General features: G+C 69.2%; 19 protein-coding genes, 1 pseudogene and 1 riboswitch. Of the genes and pseudogenes, 2 read left to right on the forward strand and 18 right to left on the reverse strand.

What is annotated here, in order from left to right:
• Positions 1-38: 38 nt before the first annotated feature.
• The 5 genes from trpC to hisI form a co-directional block, all read right to left on the reverse strand.
• On the reverse strand, positions 39-857 hold the full coding sequence (gene trpC / locus C9424_RS14245; protein ID WP_116767460.1) for an indole-3-glycerol phosphate synthase TrpC: 819 nt from the start codon (positions 855-857) through the stop codon (positions 39-41).
• A gap of 2 nt (positions 858-859) precedes the next feature.
• Positions 860-1,147 carry an HGxxPAAW family protein gene (locus tag C9424_RS14250; protein ID WP_116767461.1) on the reverse strand — a complete coding sequence of 96 codons (288 nt, stop codon included), beginning with the start codon at positions 1,145-1,147 and terminating at the stop codon, positions 860-862.
• A gap of 115 nt (positions 1,148-1,262) precedes the next feature.
• The gene (locus C9424_RS14255; protein ID WP_116767462.1) at positions 1,263-1,919 is read right to left on the reverse strand and encodes a Trp biosynthesis-associated membrane protein; all 657 of its coding nucleotides are present in this window, start codon (positions 1,917-1,919) and stop codon (positions 1,263-1,265) included.
• Positions 1,919-3,520 carry an anthranilate synthase component I gene (locus C9424_RS14260; RefSeq protein ID WP_116767463.1) on the reverse strand — a complete coding sequence of 534 codons (1,602 nt, stop codon included), beginning with the start codon at positions 3,518-3,520 and terminating at the stop codon, positions 1,919-1,921. Before C9424_RS14260 ends, C9424_RS14255 begins: the two co-directional genes overlap by 1 nt.
• Positions 3,521-3,648: 128 nt before the next feature.
• Positions 3,649-4,134, reverse strand: coding sequence for a phosphoribosyl-AMP cyclohydrolase (hisI, locus tag C9424_RS14265; RefSeq protein ID WP_116767464.1), 486 nt, complete (start codon positions 4,132-4,134; stop codon positions 3,649-3,651).
• Positions 4,135-4,336: 202 nt separating this feature from the next.
• On the opposite strand from hisI, the gene C9424_RS14270 reads away from it, so the two are divergent.
• The gene (locus C9424_RS14270) at positions 4,337-4,981 is read left to right on the forward strand and encodes a TIGR03085 family metal-binding protein (RefSeq protein ID WP_116767465.1); all 645 of its coding nucleotides are present in this window, start codon (positions 4,337-4,339) and stop codon (positions 4,979-4,981) included.
• A 265-nt stretch (positions 4,982-5,246) separates the two neighbouring features.
• Here the strand turns inward: C9424_RS14270 and hisF are convergent, their stop codons facing one another.
• The 13 genes and pseudogenes from hisF to def all read right to left on the reverse strand — a co-directional run bounded on the left by hisF (position 5,247) and on the right by def (position 15,855).
• Complete coding sequence (gene hisF / locus C9424_RS14275; RefSeq protein WP_116767466.1) at positions 5,247-6,023, reverse strand: imidazole glycerol phosphate synthase subunit HisF; 777 nt, start codon at positions 6,021-6,023, stop codon at positions 5,247-5,249.
• Positions 6,024-6,066: 43 nt separating this feature from the next.
• On the reverse strand, positions 6,067-6,909 hold the full coding sequence (hisG, locus tag C9424_RS14280; protein ID WP_091252891.1) for an ATP phosphoribosyltransferase: 843 nt from the start codon (positions 6,907-6,909) through the stop codon (positions 6,067-6,069).
• A gap of 102 nt (positions 6,910-7,011) precedes the next feature.
• Entirely contained in the window at positions 7,012-7,275 is a 264-nt protein-coding gene (locus C9424_RS14285) for a phosphoribosyl-ATP diphosphatase (RefSeq protein WP_018772463.1), read from the reverse strand.
• A 202-nt stretch (positions 7,276-7,477) separates the two neighbouring features.
• Positions 7,478-7,963, reverse strand: a complete 486-nt coding sequence (gene ribH, locus C9424_RS14290; protein ID WP_090581814.1) for a 6,7-dimethyl-8-ribityllumazine synthase — start codon at positions 7,961-7,963, stop codon at positions 7,478-7,480.
• Between the two features lie 126 nt (positions 7,964-8,089).
• On the reverse strand, positions 8,090-8,740 hold the full coding sequence (gene ribA, locus C9424_RS14295; protein WP_116767467.1) for a GTP cyclohydrolase II: 651 nt from the start codon (positions 8,738-8,740) through the stop codon (positions 8,090-8,092).
• Positions 8,741-8,786: 46 nt separating this feature from the next.
• Positions 8,787-9,548 carry a 3,4-dihydroxy-2-butanone-4-phosphate synthase gene (gene ribB, locus C9424_RS14300; RefSeq protein WP_116767468.1) on the reverse strand — a complete coding sequence of 254 codons (762 nt, stop codon included), beginning with the start codon at positions 9,546-9,548 and terminating at the stop codon, positions 8,787-8,789.
• On the reverse strand, positions 9,545-10,243 hold the full coding sequence (locus C9424_RS14305; RefSeq protein WP_116767469.1) for a riboflavin synthase: 699 nt from the start codon (positions 10,241-10,243) through the stop codon (positions 9,545-9,547). The genes ribB and C9424_RS14305 overlap by 4 nt, the downstream gene beginning before the upstream one ends.
• Complete coding sequence (ribD, locus tag C9424_RS14310) at positions 10,243-11,442, reverse strand: bifunctional diaminohydroxyphosphoribosylaminopyrimidine deaminase/5-amino-6-(5-phosphoribosylamino)uracil reductase RibD (RefSeq protein ID WP_116767470.1); 1,200 nt, start codon at positions 11,440-11,442, stop codon at positions 10,243-10,245. The genes C9424_RS14305 and ribD overlap by 1 nt, the downstream gene beginning before the upstream one ends.
• Before the next feature lie 53 nt (positions 11,443-11,495).
• A pseudogene (locus C9424_RS14315) lies at positions 11,496-11,627 on the reverse strand (nicotinamide riboside transporter PnuC); the annotation flags it as partial.
• A gap of 92 nt (positions 11,628-11,719) precedes the next feature.
• Positions 11,720-11,870, reverse strand: a riboswitch (FMN riboswitch).
• A 131-nt stretch (positions 11,871-12,001) separates the two neighbouring features.
• Positions 12,002-12,658 (reverse strand): ribulose-phosphate 3-epimerase, encoded by a 657-nt coding sequence (gene rpe / locus C9424_RS14320; RefSeq protein WP_116767471.1) that lies wholly within the window; start codon positions 12,656-12,658, stop codon positions 12,002-12,004.
• Positions 12,659-12,797: 139 nt separating this feature from the next.
• Positions 12,798-14,369: an RsmB/NOP family class I SAM-dependent RNA methyltransferase gene (locus tag C9424_RS14325; protein WP_116767472.1), complete on the reverse strand. Its 1,572-nt coding sequence runs from the start codon at positions 14,367-14,369 to the stop codon at positions 12,798-12,800.
• A complete protein-coding gene (gene fmt / locus C9424_RS14330) occupies positions 14,366-15,286 on the reverse strand; it encodes a methionyl-tRNA formyltransferase (protein WP_116767473.1) in 921 nt (306 codons plus the stop codon). The genes C9424_RS14325 and fmt overlap by 4 nt, the downstream gene beginning before the upstream one ends.
• On the reverse strand, positions 15,283-15,855 hold the full coding sequence (gene def / locus C9424_RS14335; protein ID WP_116767474.1) for a peptide deformylase: 573 nt from the start codon (positions 15,853-15,855) through the stop codon (positions 15,283-15,285). The genes fmt and def overlap by 4 nt, the downstream gene beginning before the upstream one ends.
• Before the next feature lie 529 nt (positions 15,856-16,384).
• Between def and C9424_RS21925 the strand changes: the two genes are divergently transcribed.
• Positions 16,385-18,677: HNH endonuclease signature motif containing protein (locus tag C9424_RS21925; RefSeq protein ID WP_237563469.1), on the forward strand; the 2,293-nt coding region annotated here is incomplete at its 3' end.

Genomic DNA, 18,677 nt, shown 5'->3' on the forward strand with positions numbered 1-18,677 from the left:
GCTCGCGGCCCGGACGCAAACGCCCGGACCGGCCTGCCTCAGGCGCGGGCGGCGATTGCCGTTGCGCCGGCGGCCATGAATTCTGCGATCCGTTCGCGGGGGGTCGTGTCGCTGACCAGCGCCTCGCCCACCAGGACCGCGTTGGCGCCGCGGGCTGCGTAGTGGCTGACGTCCTGGACATCGCGCACCCCGGACTCGGCGATCACGAGCGCACCGGCGGGAATCCCGCCGGCCAGCTCCGCGAAGACGGAACGGTCGACGTCGAGCGTCTTGAGGTTGCGCACGTTGACGCCGATGATCCGGGCCTCGGCGGCCACGGCGCGCTCGATTTCCTCAGCCGTGTGGGTCTCCACCAACACGTTCATGCCGAGTTCGCGGCTGAGGGCCGTAAACTCGCGCAGCTGGGCGTCCGAGAGCGAGGCCACGATCAGCAGGATCAGGTCGGCGCCGTGGGCACGGGCTTCCCAGATCTGGTACTCGTCGAGCATGAAGTCCTTGCGCAGCAGCGGAATGTCCACGGCCGCCCGGACGGCGTCGAGGTCGGCCAGCGAGCCGCCGAAGCGGCGTTCCTCGGTCAGGACGCTGATGACGGCGGCCCCGCCGTCTGCGTATTGCGCGGCGAGGGCAGCGGGATCGGCAATTTCCGCGAGCCGGCCCTTGGACGGGCTCCGGCGCTTGACCTCGGCAATCACTTTGAGCTGGTCCCGCGGGCTTGAGTTCCCGCCCAGGGCTGCCCAGGCATCGCGGGCAGGTGGCGCCGCTGCGGCGCGCTCCCTCAGTTCCGCGAGCGTGACGAGGCGCTGGCGCGTCTCCATATCCTCCCTGACACCGGCATTGATGTCGTCGAGAACGCTCACGCTCAGTGGCCGGAGTTCTTCAGCTTGCTGCCGCCGACGCCGTAGCCGGCCTTGCGCATGACCCAGCCGGCCAGCAGGCCGATCACCATGACGACGGCGCCGGCAATAAAGACGGGCGTGTTGGCGATGACGAAGGCGATGGACGCAATGAGGGCGCCGATCAGCATCACGATCACGCAGGTCCACGCGGCCGGGCTGTTGCCGTGCCCCGGCGCTTCGCTGTGATCGACGTCGTCGTAGACGCCCTTCGAAGCAGCGGACGTGGATGCGGAAACAGTGGCTTTGCTCATTGAAATCTCCTCAGGATGAATACTGCTTACATTCTGCCATTTTTTGGCTGTGTGTTTTGGCCGCCTTGCTGGTCGCGTTACTGGCGGCGCTGCTGGGCGCGCCCGCGGCATCGGCTCAGGTGGGGTCGTCACCTCGGGACAACCGGTCCCAGCTGTCAATCTCGTCCGCGGGCGCTGCGGCGGTAGTACCACCAACTGCGGTCCCGCCGTCGGCGCGCGTGGCGGCTGCCGCGTCATATTTGGTGCGGCTCTTCCAGTACCGGCCGGCCGGCACGATCGCGAGGGCGCAGATCCCCAGCAGGGACCCGGCGACGACGGCCAGGACGGGGAAGACGGTGACGTCCACCTGGACGTTACTGCCGCTGATTCCGGTGGCGGCCGCGATGGATCCCTGGGCCGCGGCCAGCGGGTCCGCCAGGACGACGGCAGCCGCGGCGACGATGCCCGCGGCGGCCAGGACGATGATGACCGTGATGACCCAGCGCGCCACGCGCCCGGCGATGGAGGCCGCGAGACCCCCGGCGAGGGCAACGAGGGCCAGGGCCGTGACGGTCGTGGCGGCCTTGCTGCCCTGGACCTGCAGGCCGTTCTGGCTGGCCACGGCGCCGCCGAGCTGGGCGGGATCGAGGTGCACCGTCAGCCAGGTCTGCGTGGTGGTCCCGAAGACGGCCAGCGCCAGGGCGGCGATCACCAGGACAAGGGTGGACTTGCGGGCCCAGCGAGGAACGGCCGGCCTTGCGGTGGTCTTGACGATGGCTCCCGGCTCCCCCATCAGTTGTCCGCCCCGGCGTCGGTCACAGACGCGGCGTCGGTCACAGCAGCGGCGTCGGGCACCTGGTCGGCGGTGATGTTGTGCAGCGAACCGGCGGTGTGGACGGCGCGCAGCGGCGCGGCGGCCTTGTTGACGGTTTCCTGGGCCTCGGTGGGGTTCACCGAATCGGCAACGATCCCGCCACCGGCCTGGACGTACGCGCGGCCTTCCCGGAGCAGGGCCGAACGGATCGCGATCGCCATGTCCATGTCGCCGGCGAAGTCCAGGTACCCCACCACGCCGCCGTAGATTCCGCGCCGGTGCGGTTCGAGCTCGTCCAGGAGGCGCAGTGCCCGCGGCTTCGGGGCCCCGGAGAGGGTGCCTGCCGGGAACGTGGCCTTGAGGACGTCGTAGGCCTTGGCCTCCGGAGCCAGCTTGCCGACCACCGTGGACACGAGGTGCATGATGTGGCTGAAGCGTTCCACTTCCATGAACTGCGTGACATCGACCGATCCTGCAACGCAGACCTTGGAGAGGTCATTGCGGGACAGGTCGACCAGCATCAGGTGCTCGGCACGCTCTTTCTGGTCCGCCAGCAGTTCTTCGGCCAGCGCCTTGTCCGCTTCCACCGTTTTGCCCCGCGGGCGTGATCCGGCGATCGGGTGGGTGATGACCTCGTCCCCGGTCACGGTGACGAGGGCCTCCGGCGAGGAGCCGACGATCGTGTACTCGCGGCCCGCGGCATCTTCGAAGCTGAAGAGGTACATGTACGGGCTGGGATTGGTGTTCCGCAGGACCCGGTACACATCGAGGGGGTCCGCGCCGCATTCCATTTCGAAGCGGCGCGAGATCACCACCTGGAAGACCTCCCCGTCCACGATCGCCTCCTTGCCGCGGTCCAGGGCGGCGAGGTAGTCGGCCTCGTCCCAGCGTTCCTGCACGCTCGAGGCAAAGTCGAGCGCGGCGGTTTCCAGGACGGAGACGGGCTGCTTGACGGGGCTGCTGATCTTTTCCAGCAAGGCCTTTACGCGGGCGACGGCGTCATGCCAGGCGTCGTCGACGCGCTCGGAGCTGTTGTCGAAGTTGATGGCGTTGGCGATCAGCAGGACTGTGCCGTCCATGTTGTCGTGGACCGCCATGTCCGTGACGAGGTTGAGGGCCAGCTCCGGCAGTTCGAGGTCGTCCTCCGGAGGGCTGGTCAGTTTCTCCCAGTGCCGGACGGTTTCCCAGCCCAGGAATCCGACCAGGCCGGAGGTGAACGGCGGGAGGCCGTCGAAACGGTCGGTGCGGAGCGCCGCCACCGTGTCGCGGATGGCGTCCACGGGGTTGCCGTCCAGCGGCACGCCGACCGGGGGCTCGCCGAGCCAGTACGCCTGGCCGTCCTTGGTGGTCAGGGTGGCGCGGGAGCGGGAGCCGATGAAGGAGTAGCGGGACCAGGATCCGCCGACCGCCGCCGATTCCATCAGGAACGTTCCGGGCTGGCCGTGGGCGAGCTTGCGGTAGAGCCCGATGGGAGTTTCGGCGTCAGCGAGCACCTTGAGCCGGACGGGGATGACGCGGCTGTGGCCTGCGAGTTCACGGAACTCTTCAAGGCCAGGGCTGATGATTCCAAGGTCCTGCATGGCTGTGCTTTCCGCCTGTTCTTTAGTGGGACCCGTAGCGGATCCGGTCGTGGGATCCTGCCGGTGGTCCGGTCAGTGAAGCTGTGGGGGTGCCGGAGTGCTGTGCCGGGTTTCCGCGCCGGGGGCGCTTAGCCGCCATGGCCGACGACGGCGTCGATCTCGCGGCCATCGAAGCAGGTCCGGGTTCCGGTGTGGCAGGCCGCGCCCACCTGGTCGACCCGCACCAGCAGGGCATCGCCGTCGCAGTCCATCGCGAGCGACTTGACCCATTGGACGTGCCCGGAGGTGTCGCCCTTGCGCCAATACTCCTGGCGGGACCGTGAATAGAAAGTCACACGGCCGCTCGTCATGGTGCGGTGCAACGCCTCGTCGTCCATCCAGCCCAGCATGAGCACCTCGTGGGTGTCGAACTGCTGGACGATCGCGGCCACCAGGCCGGCGCTGTCGCGCTTCAGGGCGTCCGCCAGTCCGGCCGGCAGGGGGCTGGCCGCGGAATCCGGGGCCGACGGCGCTGCATTGGATGCGGCGTCGCCGGATACGACGGCGTCGGTGTCGACGGCGTCGCCGGGGACAGCGTTGGCGGGGCTGGTGGCGGGGGCGGGCTGCTCAGACATCAGATCAAGTCTAGTGCCTCCGGGCAGGCCGCTGGCCTGCGGGTCCACGCCGTCGCTTAACACTCCCGCCTAACACTTGGCCGCTCTTCGACGCGCCTTCCGCGTTCCCCCGCCGCTCCCCCACCGGATGAAGCCGTCACGCACCCCTGCGGCGGCGATTCCTGTGCCCACGCGCGGCCGTCTCGTGCTAGTTTCACAAGTGATGCATTTCGTCGAACCGTCCCGAGAAGTCCTGGCCGAAACCCTGCTGGCAGCCGGCCCTGATGCCGCCACGCTCTGCACGGGGTGGCTCACCCGCGACCTTGCCGCGCACCTATACCTGCGCGAGCGGAAAATCGCCGTCGGACTTGGCCTGCTGATCAAACGCCTTTCCAAGGCCTCGGACCAGGCCACGGCCGAACTCGCCGGCACGCTGAAGACCCACGAGGACTACGCCAAATTGGTCAACGCCTTCCGGGCCGGTCCCCCGGCGCTGTCGCCGCTGCGGATCAAGGCACTGGACGAGAGCTCCAACCTGATCGAATACTTTGTGCACACCGAAGACGTGCGCCGCGCCGTGGACCGCTGGGCACCGCGGGCCCTGGACGAGGCCTACTCGGACGCTCTGTGGGACGAACTCGTCAAGCGGGCGGCCATCCTGTACCGCGGCGTGGACCTGGGCATTGTGCTGGTGAGCCCTTCCGGCCCGCGGCACGTGGCCAAGCGAGCCCCCGTGTCGGTGGCCATCGTCGGCGAGCCCGGGGAACTCCTCATGCACGCCCACGGCCGCACACGCCACGCCCTCGTGACCTTCGAAGGCCAGCCGGATGCTGTCGCGCTCCTGCAGTCCGCCGAAGTCGGCCTCTAACTCCCCCACAACAAAGCAACGCGGGGTCACCTACCGCCCATATTCCCCTCCGGGATGGGCGACAAGCGACCCCGCGTTGTTGTAAGCGGGCGGTGGGCCGACGCCCGCAGGGTTCCCTGTCCGTGGAGCCGCTCCGGCGAGGGCCCCAGCCCGAGCTTGCGAGGGCAGGGAGCCGGTGTGGACTTGCGAGGATAGGGGGCGGGCGGTGGGCCCACGCCCGCAGGGTTCCCTGTCCGAGCTTGCGAGGATAGGGGGCGGGTGGGGACTAGCGGACCTCGAAGCCTGCCTGCCGGATCGCGGCCTTGACCTGGGCGATCATGTCGAGGGGCCCGAAGTGGAAGACCGACGCCGCGAGAACGGCGTCGGCGCCCGCTGCCACGGCCGGCGGGAAGTGCTCGGGTTTGCCGGCGCCGCCGGAGGCGATGAGCGGCACCTTGACCCCCGCACGGGCGAGCCGGATCAATTCCAGGTCAAAGCCGTCCTTGGTGCCGTCGGCGTCGATCGAGTTGAGCAGGATCTCCCCAACGCCGCGGTCGGCAGCTTCCCGGGCCCACGCGATGGCGTCGATCCCGGTCCCCTGGCGTCCGCCGTGGGTGGTGACTTCGAAGCCGGACGGGGTGGGCTTCGAACCCGGGCGGGTGCGCCGGGCGTCGAGGGAAAGCACCAGGACCTGGGACCCAAAGTGCCGGGTGATCTCGTCGATCACGTCCGGCCGGGCCACGGCGGCAGTGTTGATGGCGGCTTTGTCCGCGCCGCAGCGCAGGAGCTTGTCCACCTCGGCCACGCCGCGGACACCGCCGCCGACCGTGAGCGGGATGAAAACTTCCTCGGCGGTGCGGCGGACGACGTCGAACGTGGTCTCCCGGTTGCCGGACGACGCCGTGACGTCAAGGAAGGTCAGCTCGTCGGCGCCGCTGTTGTCGTAGCGGTGCGCCAGTTCCACCGGGTCACCGGCGTCGCGGAGCCCTTCAAAGTTGATGCCTTTGACCACGCGGCCGGCATCGACGTCGAGGCACGGGATGACGCGCACGGCAACAGTCATGACTTCTCCTGATGTTTGCTGGAGGGACTCGGCAGGTGGGCGCTCAGATGCGGCAGGCGTGGATGCTGCTGACCAGGATGGCGCGGGCGCCGAGGTCGTAGAGCTCGTCCATGATCCGGTTGGTTTCCCGCTTGGGCACCATCGAGCGGACGGCCACCCAGTCCGAATCGCGCAGCGGCGAGACGGTCGGCGACTCCAGGCCCGGGGTGAGTCCGGCGGCCTGCTCTACGAGCTCCTTACGGATGTCGTAGTCCATCAGCACGTACTGCCGGGCCACGAGCACGCCCTGAAGCCGGCGGATCAGTACCTCGGTGGCCGGGTTCTGCTCGCCCTTGCGGCCGATCAGCACCGACTCGGAGTTCAGGATCGGCTCGCCGAAAATCTCCATGCCGGCGGCCTTGAGCGTGGTGCCGGTCTCGACGACGTCGGCAATTGCGTCCGCGACGCCGAGGCGTACGGAGGATTCTACGGCGCCGTCGAGGCGGACCACCTTCGCTTTGATGCCGCGCTCGGCCAGGTAGCCGCGCAGCAGACCGTCATAGCTCGTGGCGAGGCGCTTGCCCTCGAGCTGTTCGATGGTGGTGAAGTCGCCCACGGGGCCGGCGAAGCGGAAGGTGGACGCGGCGAAGCCCAGCGGCAGCAGTTCCTCGGCCTCGACCTCGGCGTCGAGCAGCAGGTCACGGCCGGTGATGCCGACGTCGAGTGTTCCCTGGCCCACGTACACGGCGATGTCGCGCGGACGCAGGAAGAAGAACTCAATGTCGTTGTCCGGGTCCACCATGACCAGTTCGCGGGTGTCGCGGCGCTGGCGGTAGCCAGCCTCAGCAAGCATGGCGGAGGCGGCTTCGGACAGGGATCCCTTGTTCGGGACGGCAACTCTAAGCATGGGAAAGTCTCTCTTGGGTGTGGAAGGTCTCTGTTGGGCACGTCGGCCACGCGGTGCGCGGGTTCCGCCGGATGAGTCCTGGCGTTTTCCGTGCGGGCGCGGCTACAGATGCTTGTAGACGTCTTCCAGGGTGAGTCCTTTGGCGAGCATCAGAACCTGCAGGTGGTACAGCAGCTGCGAAATTTCCTCAGCGGCGGCTTCATCGGATTCATACTCGGCAGCCATCCAGACCTCGGCTGCTTCCTCCACGACCTTCTTGCCGATGCCATGGACTCCGGAATCCAGTTCGGCGACGGTGCGGGAGCCTTCCGGGCGGACGGCTGCCTTTTCACTCAGTTCTGCGAACAGCGACTCGAAATTCTTCACGCCCCCAAGCCTACTTGCTCCCGGCGCGGGAACGCCTGCCGGGCCCTTGCATGACGAACGGGATGTGAGGCATTGCACACCATGTCAATCACAGGCGGGGCGGCCGGCGGGCTGCCGGCCGCCCCGCCTGGAGCTGCAGTTGTGCGGGCTCCGGTTGTCCGGGGCGAATTGTCTGGAGCGAATTGTCTGGGTGAAGCGGTACTTAGCCGAACTGCTTGAGGGTCACTGCCGTGGCCAGGGCGGCGGTGACGGCCTCGTGCCCCTTGTCCTCGGTGGAACCCGGCAGGCCGGCCCGGTCGATGCCCTGCTGTTCGGTATCGCACGTCAGCACGCCGAAGCCCACGGGGACGCCGGTGCGGACGCTGACCTCGGTCAGGCCCAGGGTGGCTGCCTCGCAGACATATTCGAAGTGCGGCGTCCCGCCACGGATGACGACGCCGAGCGCCACGACGGCGTCGAAGTGCGGTGCCAGCCGGGCAGCCGCGACGGGGAGCTCAAACGTGCCCGGCACCCGCAGGACGGTCGGCTCGCTGATGCCGGCGTCCTTCGCGGCACGCAGGGCGCCGTCAAGGAGCCCGTCCATGATCTGGGTGTGCCAGCTCGCGGCCACGATGGCCAGTTTGAGCCGCGAGGTTTCCTCCGGCTTGAACGTGCTGAGGTCGATCTGGGGGGCGCCGTGGCCACTCATGGGAATTCCTTGCTGTTGAGTCTGGTGGTTGGTCCGCCGCCAGTCCGCCCTGCCGGGCAGCTTAGGCTGCCGGGCACGGCGGGCTGGCGGGTGAAGCGGGGCGGAACGGCCCGGAGGGCCGCCGGGTCAGTCCTGGTCGTGCTCGAATCCGGCCGGAGCCGGTTCAACGTCCAGAACCAGGCGGTGGTCCATCCGGTCCTTTTTCGTCTGCAGGTAGCGGATGTTCTGTTCCCTGGAAGGAACCTCAGTGGGGACCATCTCCACCACCGTGACGCCTGCCTGGGCGAGCCGGTCCTGTTTGTCCGGGTTGTTGCTCAGGAGCCGGATCTCGTGGAGGCCCATATCGGCGAGGATCTGGGCCGCCGCCTTGTAGCAGCGCGCATCGACGGGCAACCCGAGCTGCTCGTTGGCCTCCACAGTGTCGAATCCGGCCTCCTGCAGGGCATAGGCCTTCATCTTGTTCGCCAAGCCGATCCCGCGGCCCTCCTGGCCGCGCAGGTAGAGCAGCGTACCGCCGAACTCGTTGATCATCTCGAGGGCATAGGCCAGCTGTTCGCCGCAGTCGCACCGGTAGGAGCCGAACACGTCCCCGGTGAGGCACTCCGAATGCAAGCGGACCAGCGGGGCCATCCCATCCACAGGTTGCATCGGTGAACTGACCGCCAGGTGTTCGGCGCCGGTGGCCAGATCGGTCCAGGCCTGGGCCACGAAATCGCCAAATGCGGTGGGCAGTTGGACGATGGGTCCTGCGCTGACCGGATGCGGCTGACCTGCCATGGCCGTTTCTTCTCGTGTCTTAGAAGTCGTCACTATTTCTCCTCCATCAGACGGGATCCGCTGCGTAGCTGTCGTGCTGCCCTGCTTCGAGGTAGGCCACCAGATCCGCAATCGAAATCAGGGGGCAGCCATGCTCAATGGCGAAGCCGCGTAGTCCGTCCAGCCGCATCATTTCTCCGTTGTCATACACCAGCTCTGCAATCACTCCCACGGGTTCCAGTCCCGCCAGCCGGCACAGGTCCACGGCCGCTTCGGTGTGGCCGGGACGTTCCCGTACTCCCCCCTTAACGGCGCGGAGGGGAAAAACATGCCCGGGACGCGTCAGGGATTTCGGCTGGCTTTGCGGGTCGGCCAGGATCCGGGCTGTCAGGGCGCGGTCCGTGGCAGAAATTCCGGTGCTGACTCCGACGGCGGCATCACAGGACACGGTGTAGGCGGTGCCCTTGGCGTCTTCGTTGACGGCCACCATCGGCGGCAGCGCGAGGGCGTCGGCCCGGTCGGCGGCCAGCGGTACGCAGATCACGCCGGAGCTGTAGCGGACCGTCCAGCCCATCAGTGCCGGCGTCGCGTGCTGGGCGGCGAAAATGATGTCGCCTTCGTTCTCGCGGTCCTCGTTATCCACTACGAGGACGGGACGCCCGGCGGCCATGGCGGCAATGGCGTCCTCGATCGGATCGAGGCCCGTCCTGCCTGAGTCTGCAACGGGGTCTGCAGCCGGGTGTGCAGGTGAGTCTGCGGCTGAGTCCGCCGCGGCGGGGCGGAGTTCTTCAGCCAGGACATGGCCTGCCTGGTCCTTGACGCGGCTCATTTCGCTGCCCCGTCCGTGAGTGCTGCTTCTTGGGCTGCTTCTTCGGCGGGCGCCGCGGACGCCCGGTGCGCTGCGGGCGACGTTCCGCTGGCAAAGGACAGCAGGCGTTCGGTGTATTTCGCCAGCACGTCAACTTCAAGGTTCACCCGGCCGCCGAGGGGCTTGCCGCCCAGGCCGGTCTCCGTGAGGGTCGTGGGGATCAGCCCGACTTCAAACCAGGGCGCCGGATCGTTCGCGGGGCTCACGGCAGTGACCGTGAGGGAGACGCCGTCGACGGCGATGGACCCCTTTTCGGCGATGTACCGTGCCAGTCCGGCCGGCACACCGAACCGGAGCCGGTCCCAGTTGCCGAGGCCCTCGCGTTCCAGAAGCTGCCCGACGCCGTCGACATGCCCCTGGACAACGTGACCGTCCAGCCGTCCCCCGGCCGGGACGCAGCGCTCCAGGTTGACGGGATCGCCGGCAGTGAGTTCACCGATGGTGCTGCGGTTGAGGGTTTCGCCCATGACGTCGACGCTGAAGTCTTTGCCGTCGATTTGCGTGGCCGTGAGGCAGACGCCGTTGACCGCGATGGAACCACCCAGGGCGAGGCCGTCCGTGGTGCCGGGCGCGTGGAGCCGAACGGTGGCGCTGACGTCGCCGTTGCGCTCAACGGAAAGCACCTTTCCCTGCTCGGCGATAATTCCGGTAAACATCAATTGCCTCCTGCGGCGGTGTCCGCGCCATTGCGTTGCGGGGTTGTATCGGATGAAGTAGAGGTGGCGGCCGGGCTCTCCACGCCGGGCGCGCTGGCGGGGCTCGCGGGGCCCGCCGGGCGAAGATGCAGCCGGAGGTCGCGGCCGAGCATCTGGACGGCGCCCCCGGACGCGGAGTCCCATTCCCACGGTTGGGCATCGGCCAGGGTGGTGATGCCCAGGTCGTCGAGCGCGGGCGTTCCGGAGCCGAGCAGCGTCGGCGCCAGGTAGACGATGAGTTCATCGACCAGACCGGCGGTAAGGAATGCGCTCAGGATCCGGGAACCGCCTTCCACCATGAGGTGCCGGACGCCGCTCTGGAACAGCTGGTCCAGGGCCTCGCGCGGATCACGGGTCGCCAGATGCAGGACGTTGCCGTCCGCGCCGTGGATGGCCGCGTCCTCGGGTATGCCTCGGTAGCCCATCACGGCGCGCAGCGGCTGCTTGCCGGACTCCTCGCCGTCAGAATTCCGGGCCGTGAGCCGGGGGTTGTCGACCAGCACCGTCTGCGTGCCGACCAGGATGGCGTCAATCCGGCCCCGGAGCGCATGGTTGTCGGCGAGGGACTCCGGGCTGGAGATCCACTGGCTGGTGCCGTCGTCGGCAGCAATGCGGCTGTCGAGGGTCTGTGCGATATGCAGCGTGACGAAGGGCCGTTTGGCGGCGACGGCGTCGAACCAGCGCCGGTTTAAATCCAGCGCGGCGTCGGCCGCCAGCCCGGACCGGACGCGGACACCCGCGGCGCGGAGCGTCACGGCGCCGCCGGCGGCCGGGTCATGGGGGTCATCGATGGCGTAGATGACGTCGGTGATGCCGGCGTTGATGATCGCCCGGGCGCAGGGGCCGGTGCGTCCGCAGTGGTTGCACGGTTCCAGGGTCACCACCATCGAAGCACCGCGGAGATCCAAACCCGCCGCCTGCGCCTGGGCAATCGCGTCAGCTTCGGCGTGGGCAGTCCCTGCCCCGCGGTGGTACCCGGTGACGAGAGGCGACCCGTCCGTTCCGAGGACGACGGCGCCCACGAGCGGGTTGGCGCCCCGCGGACCCTGCCCCGCGGCAGCGAGGGCAGCTTGCATGGCCGCACGTTCCGCGGCGCTGAAGGGGGCTCCGGCGTCGGGCTCGCCCAAAGGAGCTGTGGTGGCCAGGTGACTGCCGCTCATGCCATCACCCCCACGTCGGGGACGGCCACAGTGGAGACGGTCATCTTAGAGGCTGCCCATACCCGGCGGCGCATGCCGCCGAGGGCCGGGGCCAGCCCAGAGATGTTGCCAGGCACTTCACAAAGAATCAGGACAGATCCGATTACCGGGACCTGTGCTTGGAAGAGCCATCGCAGAAAGTTCATGTGTGTCGTTCCTTCCCTCTAGAACCGCGATGGCTCCGGGGGTATACGACAGCACAATTATGCGGCGCCGTCTGGGCGCCGCAGTAACAGCTGTACGTGCTTCTCTCATCCAGACTTTAACTGTCGGTATCGGAATTTCACCGATTCAACCGTCTGCCGGCACCTTTCCGAAGAGAGGCACTGGCGCGCGGGTCGCGGACTATCACCGCCGGTTCGGACTTACACCGACCCCGGAGCACGTATGTGTGTTGTTATTCTGACACAACCCGGGCTGGTCTCCGGCTATTCCCGGCCGCGTACATTACGGTCCGAGTAATCTTTGCGGCAGTCCGACCCCGTACCGCCCCCGCGCCGCTGCCCGGCCCGCGCCGTCCTCAGCGGCTGCCGGCAACCCTGAGCCGTTCAATTGCGTCCGCGGGGTCAGTTGCGCCGTACACGGCCGAGCCGGCCACGAAGACGTCTGCGCCGGCCTCGGCGGCCCGGAAAATCGTGTCCGCGGTGATGCCGCCGTCCACCTGCAAAGCCACCTTGAGGCCCGAGCGGTCGATCGCGGCCCTGGCACGCCGGATTTTCGGCAGGGTCAGGTCCAAGAACTCCTGGCCGCCGAAGCCCGGCTCCACTGTCATGATCAGCAGCATGTCGAGTTCGCCGAGCATGTCCAGGAACGGTTCGACGCCGGTCCCCGGCCGGAGCGCAAGCCCCGCCTTGGACCCGCGTGCCCGCAGTTCGCGCGCCAGCTTGATGGGGGCAATCGAGGCCTCGGCGTGGAACGTCACGGACGCCACGCCGGCGTCGGCGTAGGCCGGGGCCCAGCGGTCGGCGTGCTCGATCATCAGGTGCGCGTCCAGCGGGATGGGGCTGATTTCCTGCAGGCGCTGCACCACGGGCAGGCCCAGCGAGAGGTTGGGCACGAAGTGGTTGTCCATGACATCGACGTGCACGGCATCCGCGTTGCTGATCCGGCTCAGCTCCGCCTCGAGGTTGGCGAAGTCGGCGGACAGGATGCTCGGGTTGATGCAGCACTTGGTCATGCGGGATTCCTTGTCGGTCTATCGGTCGGATGGAAAGTCGCTGTGCGGACATGCCGTTCTGCTGAAAATCGGTCCTGCCAAAATTCAGTCCAGCGGGCATGTCCTGCGGAACGGGGCTATGGGCAAGTATCGCCCGTGTTCAGGCTTTCTTGTGGATGAGGGCCAGGAACATGGCGTCTGTGTGGTGCACGTGGGGCCAGAGCTGGGCGGTGAGCTCGTGCCCGGCCTCAAGGTGGCCGGTGAGGCTGACGCTGTCCAGCGCGGCGCCGGCGTCGAGGAGTTCGAGGTCCTCCCGCTTACGCAGGGCATCACTGACGACGGCGGTCGTCTCCGCCGGGTGCGGCGAACACGTCACGTACGCCACCACGCCGCCGGGCTTGACGGCGTCGATTGCGGAGTTGAGCAGCTGGCGCTGCAGCGGGCCCAAGTCCACGAGGTCCTTGGGCGTGCGCCGCCATCGCGACTCCGGGCGGCGGCGCAGGGCCCCCAGACCGGTGCACGGGACGTCGACGAGGACCCGGTCGAAGGACTCCGGCTGCTCGGTGCCGAGGTCCCGGCCATCTCCGGTCCTGACCTCCCAGGCGTCCCGTGGCACAGCAGACAGGGCCTGGCGGACCAGCTTGGCCCGGTGCGGAGCAAATTCGTTGGCCAGCAGGTGGGCACCCCGCTGCCGCGCGAGGGCACCGAGAAGGGCAGCCTTGCCGCCGGGGCCGGCGCACAGATCGAGCCAGCGCTCCCCCGCGCCTTCGCTACCCGGCGCGGCTTCCGCGCCGAGATCGACAGCGGCCATGGCGCGGGCCACGAGCTGCGAACCGACGTCCTGGACGCGGGTACTCCCGTCCCGCACGGAGGCGAGCCGGCCGAGGTCACCGCCGCTGGACAGCGCCGATCCCTCCACGAGCTCGCCCGGGGTGGCCCCGCCTTCCAGGGCCTCGTCCAGGCTGCCGACGCCGGGCAGCGCCACGAGGTTCACCACGGGCGCGGCGTTGTCGGCTTCGAGGAGCTCATCGATCTCAGCGGCCGGCCGGCCGTGGGCCACGAGCGATTGGCGCAGTGCGCGCACGATCCACTCCGGGTGGGCGTAGCGGATGGACGCGATCGTGGTGGGATCGGTCTCGGTACTGAGCAGCAGGTCGAGCCATTCTTCCAGCGTGCGGGCCGAGACCTTGCGCAGCACCGCATTGATCAGGGCCGACGGGCCGGCCCCGATCACGGCGCGGGCCAGCCCCACGGTCTGGTCCAGGGCGGCGTGGGCGGGCACCCGCATCGCGAGCAGCTGGTGCGCGCCAATCCGCAGGGCATCCAGGATTGCCGGGTCCAACTGGTCCAGCGGCCGGTCGACGCAGCGCGCCAGGATGGCGTCGTAGGTACCCTGGCCGCGGAGAGCGCCGTAGCTGAGCTCGGTGGCAAAACCGGCGTCGCGCTTATCCAGTCCGTGGTGCCGGATCCGGGCGGGCAGCACGAGGTTCGCGTAGGCGTCCTCGGCTTCCACGGCACGGAGCACTTCGAAGGCTACTAGCCGCGCCGGATCGGCCCGGCGGGTGCGCTGCGAGGGGGCACTCTCGGTGAAGCCGCGCTGCGGGCCGCGGTTGCGTTCCCGGCCTTGGGCGTTCCGCCGGCTGCCGCCGCGGGCACCACCCTGGCCGCCTGGCTGGGAGCCGGGCTGGTGGCCTCTGCCGCGGCCGCTGCCGCTGGTTCCGGACTCGCTCATTCGAATACCACGCTTTCAAGTGTTGCCTGTCCGCGCGCCCAATCAGCGGCGGCCATCATTTTCTTGCCCGCAGGCTGGATCCGGGTCAATTCCACCGGGTGCGAGCCCGTGCCCACCACGACGCGTTTGCCGTCCAGGGCCAGCTGTCCGGGCGGGAGCGCGGAAGCTTCCGGCGCGGGCAGCACCGGCTCGAGCTTGATCCGCTGGCCCTCCAGCATGGTCCAGGCGCCGGGCTCGGGCGTCACCCCGCGGGCCCTCCGCCCGATCGCCAACGCAGGCTGCCGCCAGTCAAGCCGGCCATCTTCGAGGCTGAGTTTGGGGGCCAGGCTGACATCGCCCTGCTGCGGCAGCGCGACGGATTTGCCGGCGTCGATGGCGGACAGGGTCTGGGCCAGCAGGATCGCGCCACTACGGGACAGCCGTTCGAGCAGGGCGCCGGCGGTATCGCCGGGGTGCACCGTTTCGGTGAGCGTGCCGAACACGGGTCCGGTGTCCAGCCCCTCCTCAAGACGGAAGGTGACTGCGCCGGTGACGTCGTCGCCTGCAATGACGGCGCGCTGCACGGGGGCGGCGCCACGCCAGGCCGGCAACAGGGAAAAGTGCAGGTTCACCCAGCCGTGGCGCGGAACTTCCAGGGCCGCGCGCGGAATCAGGCCACCGTACGCAACAATGGCCGCGACGTCGGGCGCAACGGCGGCAATGCGGGCAGTGACCTCGGCGTCCACCTTGGCGGCGTGGATGATCTCGATCCCGAGCTCGGCGGCCCGGGCTGCCACGGGTGACGGCGTCAGGATCCGTTTGCGGCCCAGCGGGGCGTCCGGGCGCGTGAGGACGGCGACGACGTCGAACCCGGCCTCGATGAGGGCGTCCAGGGACGGGACCGCGACAGCCGGGGTTCCCGCAAAAAGAACCCTCACGGGGTGATTCCGAAGCTGGACCCGCCAAAGCTCGTTCCGACCGACTTCGCGCGCTTCGTTGTTGTCTGTTCGGTAATGGCGTCGTAGTTGGCATTGCGGATGGCGCGCAGGGCGGCCTTGCGGTCGTCGCCCTCGAGCCGATCCGTATAGAGGATGCCGTCCAGGTGGTCGGTCTCGTGCTGGAAGCAGCGCGCCAGCATGCCTTCGCCCTCCACATTGACGGGATTGCCGTGGAGGTCCACGCCGGTCACGCGGGTATGCCGGTGCCGGCGAACGGGGAAGCCGAGGCCCGGGATGGACAGGCACCCTTCGACCTGGTCCGGCTGGAAGTCCTCGCTGTTTTCCAGCACGGGGTTGATGATGTGACCCTCAACGCCACCGATCCGGTACGTGAAGACGCGCTGGCTCACGCCGACCTGGGGGGCGGCCAGGCCTGCGCCCTCCACGTCCTCCATGGTTTCGGTCATGTCAGCGACCAGCTTTGCCAGTTCAGGCCCGAATTCCGTCACGGGATCGGCGACTGTGCGCAACACAGGATCGCCGATGATGCGGATATTCAAAATGGCCATGTGCAGTCTTTCCTCACGGTGGGCAGCTAGGGATCCAGTCCAGTTTAGTTGCACTCCGTAGAGTCCTGGACTTCAGCCGGATAGGCGTCCGGGGAGTCGAGTGCGGGGATCCGCGTGCGCCGGGCTGGTGGAACGCCGGCGTTCGGTTCGCGGGGACCGGGCCGCCGGACCACACGGCGTGTCCGCAGGGCCTGTCCGCAGCGGTCGCGGCGCCGGCCCGCACGGCCGGGCTGCAGTGTTCGCCGCGCCGGACGGCCGGGCTGTGGGGCCGGCCTGTAGGCTCCGCACCGTTCGCAGCGCAGGCGTATAAGGCTCGCAGCGCCGGACCTCTCGCTTCATTTGGGGCGTCAAATGAGATCAGCGTGTTTCTTCACGTTTGGGGCCCGACGGTAGACGGAAAACGGTCTCAGGGGCGACCGCCGTCCCCTGAAAGCGGCCGCAGGACGTAGCTCCGAAAATCTGAAACCGCCCTCACTTCTCCACTCCTGCTTCGCGTGAGAATGTCAGACCCCCGGAGGAGACTGGTGTCATGGAAGCCGCCAGGGGTTTCATTCCGTTCGGGGACGACGGGCAGGGCACGGATCGGTGCGCCGGTCGCGCTGCAGGCTGCGGCGCGGATCCCGGCACGGGCCGCGGCGCATGTGCCGGTTCGGGTCCGGCCCGGTGGTCGGGTGTGGGTGTTGCCCTGGCCGCGTTGGAGGCTGTGGGTTCGACGGCGGTTCAGGATGCGGCGTTGTGGGATTTCCGGGCCGCGTCGGACTTTGCCGGGCGGGTGGAGGAGCTCTCGCGCCGGGCGGAGTTTTTGCAGCTGGTGGCGGCCGGCGCGGTGGACCGGACCAGGACGCAGTCCTCCGCGGCGGCGGGGGCTGCGGCGGGGGCCTGCATGTCGTGGACGACGGGCTGGCGCGACGACGCCCCCGGAACCGCGGCCGCCGGCGGCGCGTCGTCCTGCACGGTGAGTGCCGGGACCGACGGCGGAATCGACAGCGGAATCGACGGTGTGCCCGGTTCCGCGGCTTCGCCCGACGCGCTGACCGGGGAGGGTGTGCCGTCGGATGCGGCCGGTGACGCGGCGGTGGTGGATGACGGGTACCGGAACACGGCGGAGTTCCTGCGGGCGCGGCTGCGGATCAGCGCGCCGGAGGCTAGGCGCCGGCTCGCCCTCGCCGGGGGCCTGCTGCCCCGCCAAGGACTCACCGGTCAGCCCGTCCCGGCCGTGCACGCGGAGCTTGGTGCGGCGGTCGCGGCCGGGCAGGTCGCGTCCCGGGCCGCGACGATCATCACGGCGGCGCTGGAGAAGGTCCGGCACGCCTGTGACGCCGGGGTGTTGGGGCGGATGGAGCACGCCCTGACGCGCACGGCCGCGGAAAACGACGCGGACTTCCTGGCCCGTGTCGCCCGGGGCTGGGCCGACGCGCTGGATCAGGACGGCGCCGAGCCCTCCGAGGAGCTGCTGCGCCAGCTGCAGGGCGCCTTCATCCGGCGCCCGCGCCACGGCCTGCACCACCTTGAGATTTTCGCGACCACCGAACAGTTCGAATACCTCCTCACCGTCATGAACACCGGCACCAACCCCCGCACCGGCACCACAAACACACACGCCGCCGCTTCTGAGGGATCGGCCGCCGGCGCCGCTTCTGAGGGCCCCGCGGCCGGCGCTGAGGGCTCCGCCACCGGTGCCGCCGCCTCGGATGGCTGGGCCGCAGGTGCAGAGACGGTCGCTGGCCACGGCTGGGCGGTTGATGCCACCCGCGGTGCCGCCGCTTCTGCTGGCTGGGCCGCAGGTGCCGAGACCGCCGCCGTTCACGGCCGGGCAGGTGATGCCACCGACGCTGAGGCCACACCCGCTTCTGCTGGCTGGGCAGCCGAGCCCGCCGGCACCGCTTTCGCCGTGGGGTGGGCTCCCAGTGCGCCCGCCGGCGAGTGGCCGGTCACGAATGCCGGCGCCGGCGTGTCGGCCTGTGATGCACAGGCCCCGGCCCCGGTGACTCATGCCGTTCCGGACGACGCCCCCGCCGGAGCGGGGCAGCCGGTGTGCGAGGAACATCCGGGGGCGTCGGGGCTGGATCATCGGTCCCGGCCCCAGCTGCTGCTGGACGGCCTGGTCGGTGCCTGCGGGATCGCCCTCGCCACCGGCGGCCTGCCCGCCGCGGGCGGGCTCCGCCCCCAGGTCATGGTCACCATCGACTACCGCGACCTGCTGACCCGGCTCGGCACCACCCCCGACGCCCAGACCGGCCCGACAGAAGCTCAGGAAACGGCCGGCGGGGCAGACGAAACCGGTGCGGCCGGCGCGGCAGACGCGGGCGGCGCGGCGGGCGAAGCCGGTGAGGCCGCCGGCCAGAGCGGCCCGGCAGAAGCTCAGGAAACGGCCGGTGGGGCGTTCCGGCCCGCGGGGGCGGTGCGGGAAACGGGCTCGCTGCTGTTCACCGGACCCGTCACCGCCTCCACGGTACGGAAGATCGCCTGCGACGCCGACATCATCCCCGTCCTGCTCGGGGGTGAGGGACGGATCCTGGACATCGGCCGGGCGTCCCGGATCTTCCCGCCCCACCTCCGCAAAGCCCTCATCGCCCGGGACCTCGGCTGCGCCTTTCCCGGCTGCACCATCCCCGCACCCTGGTGCGAAGCCCACCACATCACGTACTGGTCCCGCGGCGGGACCACGGGCACGGAGAACGGGACCCTGCTCTGTTCCCATCACCACCACCTGATCCACAAGGAGGCGTGGACCATCCGGATCCGGACCGGGGTCCCCTGGTTCATCCCGCCACCCCACATCGACCCCGGCCAGAAACCCCGCCGCAACCACTACTTCACAC

Source organism: Arthrobacter sp. H-02-3, assembly GCF_003097355.1.
Classification (GTDB): domain Bacteria; phylum Actinomycetota; class Actinomycetes; order Actinomycetales; family Micrococcaceae; genus Arthrobacter; species Arthrobacter humicola.

Excerpts from the sequence above, each read along its gene's own strand:
- C9424_RS14250 (WP_116767461.1), bottom strand. The coding sequence starts at position 1,147 with ATGAGCAAAGCCACTGTTTCCGCATCCACGTCCGCTGCTTCGAAGGGC.
- C9424_RS14255 (WP_116767462.1), bottom strand. The coding sequence starts at position 1,919 with ATGGGGGAGCCGGGAGCCATCGTCAAGACCACCGCAAGGCCGGCCGTT.
- C9424_RS14260 (WP_116767463.1), bottom strand. The coding sequence starts at position 3,520 with ATGCAGGACCTTGGAATCATCAGCCCTGGCCTTGAAGAGTTCCGTGAA.
- hisI (WP_116767464.1), bottom strand. The coding sequence starts at position 4,134 with ATGTCTGAGCAGCCCGCCCCCGCCACCAGCCCCGCCAACGCTGTCCCC.
- C9424_RS14270 (WP_116767465.1), top strand. The coding sequence starts at position 4,337 with ATGCATTTCGTCGAACCGTCCCGAGAAGTCCTGGCCGAAACCCTGCTG.
- hisF (WP_116767466.1), bottom strand. The coding sequence starts at position 6,023 with ATGACTGTTGCCGTGCGCGTCATCCCGTGCCTCGACGTCGATGCCGGC.
- hisG (WP_091252891.1), bottom strand. The coding sequence starts at position 6,909 with ATGCTTAGAGTTGCCGTCCCGAACAAGGGATCCCTGTCCGAAGCCGCC.
- ribH (WP_090581814.1), bottom strand. The coding sequence starts at position 7,963 with ATGAGTGGCCACGGCGCCCCCCAGATCGACCTCAGCACGTTCAAGCCG.
- ribA (WP_116767467.1), bottom strand. The coding sequence starts at position 8,740 with ATGGCAGGTCAGCCGCATCCGGTCAGCGCAGGACCCATCGTCCAACTG.
- ribB (WP_116767468.1), bottom strand. The coding sequence starts at position 9,548 with ATGAGCCGCGTCAAGGACCAGGCAGGCCATGTCCTGGCTGAAGAACTC.
- C9424_RS14305 (WP_116767469.1), bottom strand. The coding sequence starts at position 10,243 with ATGTTTACCGGAATTATCGCCGAGCAGGGAAAGGTGCTTTCCGTTGAG.
- ribD (WP_116767470.1), bottom strand. The coding sequence starts at position 11,442 with ATGAGCGGCAGTCACCTGGCCACCACAGCTCCTTTGGGCGAGCCCGAC.
- rpe (WP_116767471.1), bottom strand. The coding sequence starts at position 12,658 with ATGACCAAGTGCTGCATCAACCCGAGCATCCTGTCCGCCGACTTCGCC.
- C9424_RS14325 (WP_116767472.1), bottom strand. The coding sequence starts at position 14,369 with ATGAGCGAGTCCGGAACCAGCGGCAGCGGCCGCGGCAGAGGCCACCAG.
- def (WP_116767474.1), bottom strand. The coding sequence starts at position 15,855 with ATGGCCATTTTGAATATCCGCATCATCGGCGATCCTGTGTTGCGCACA.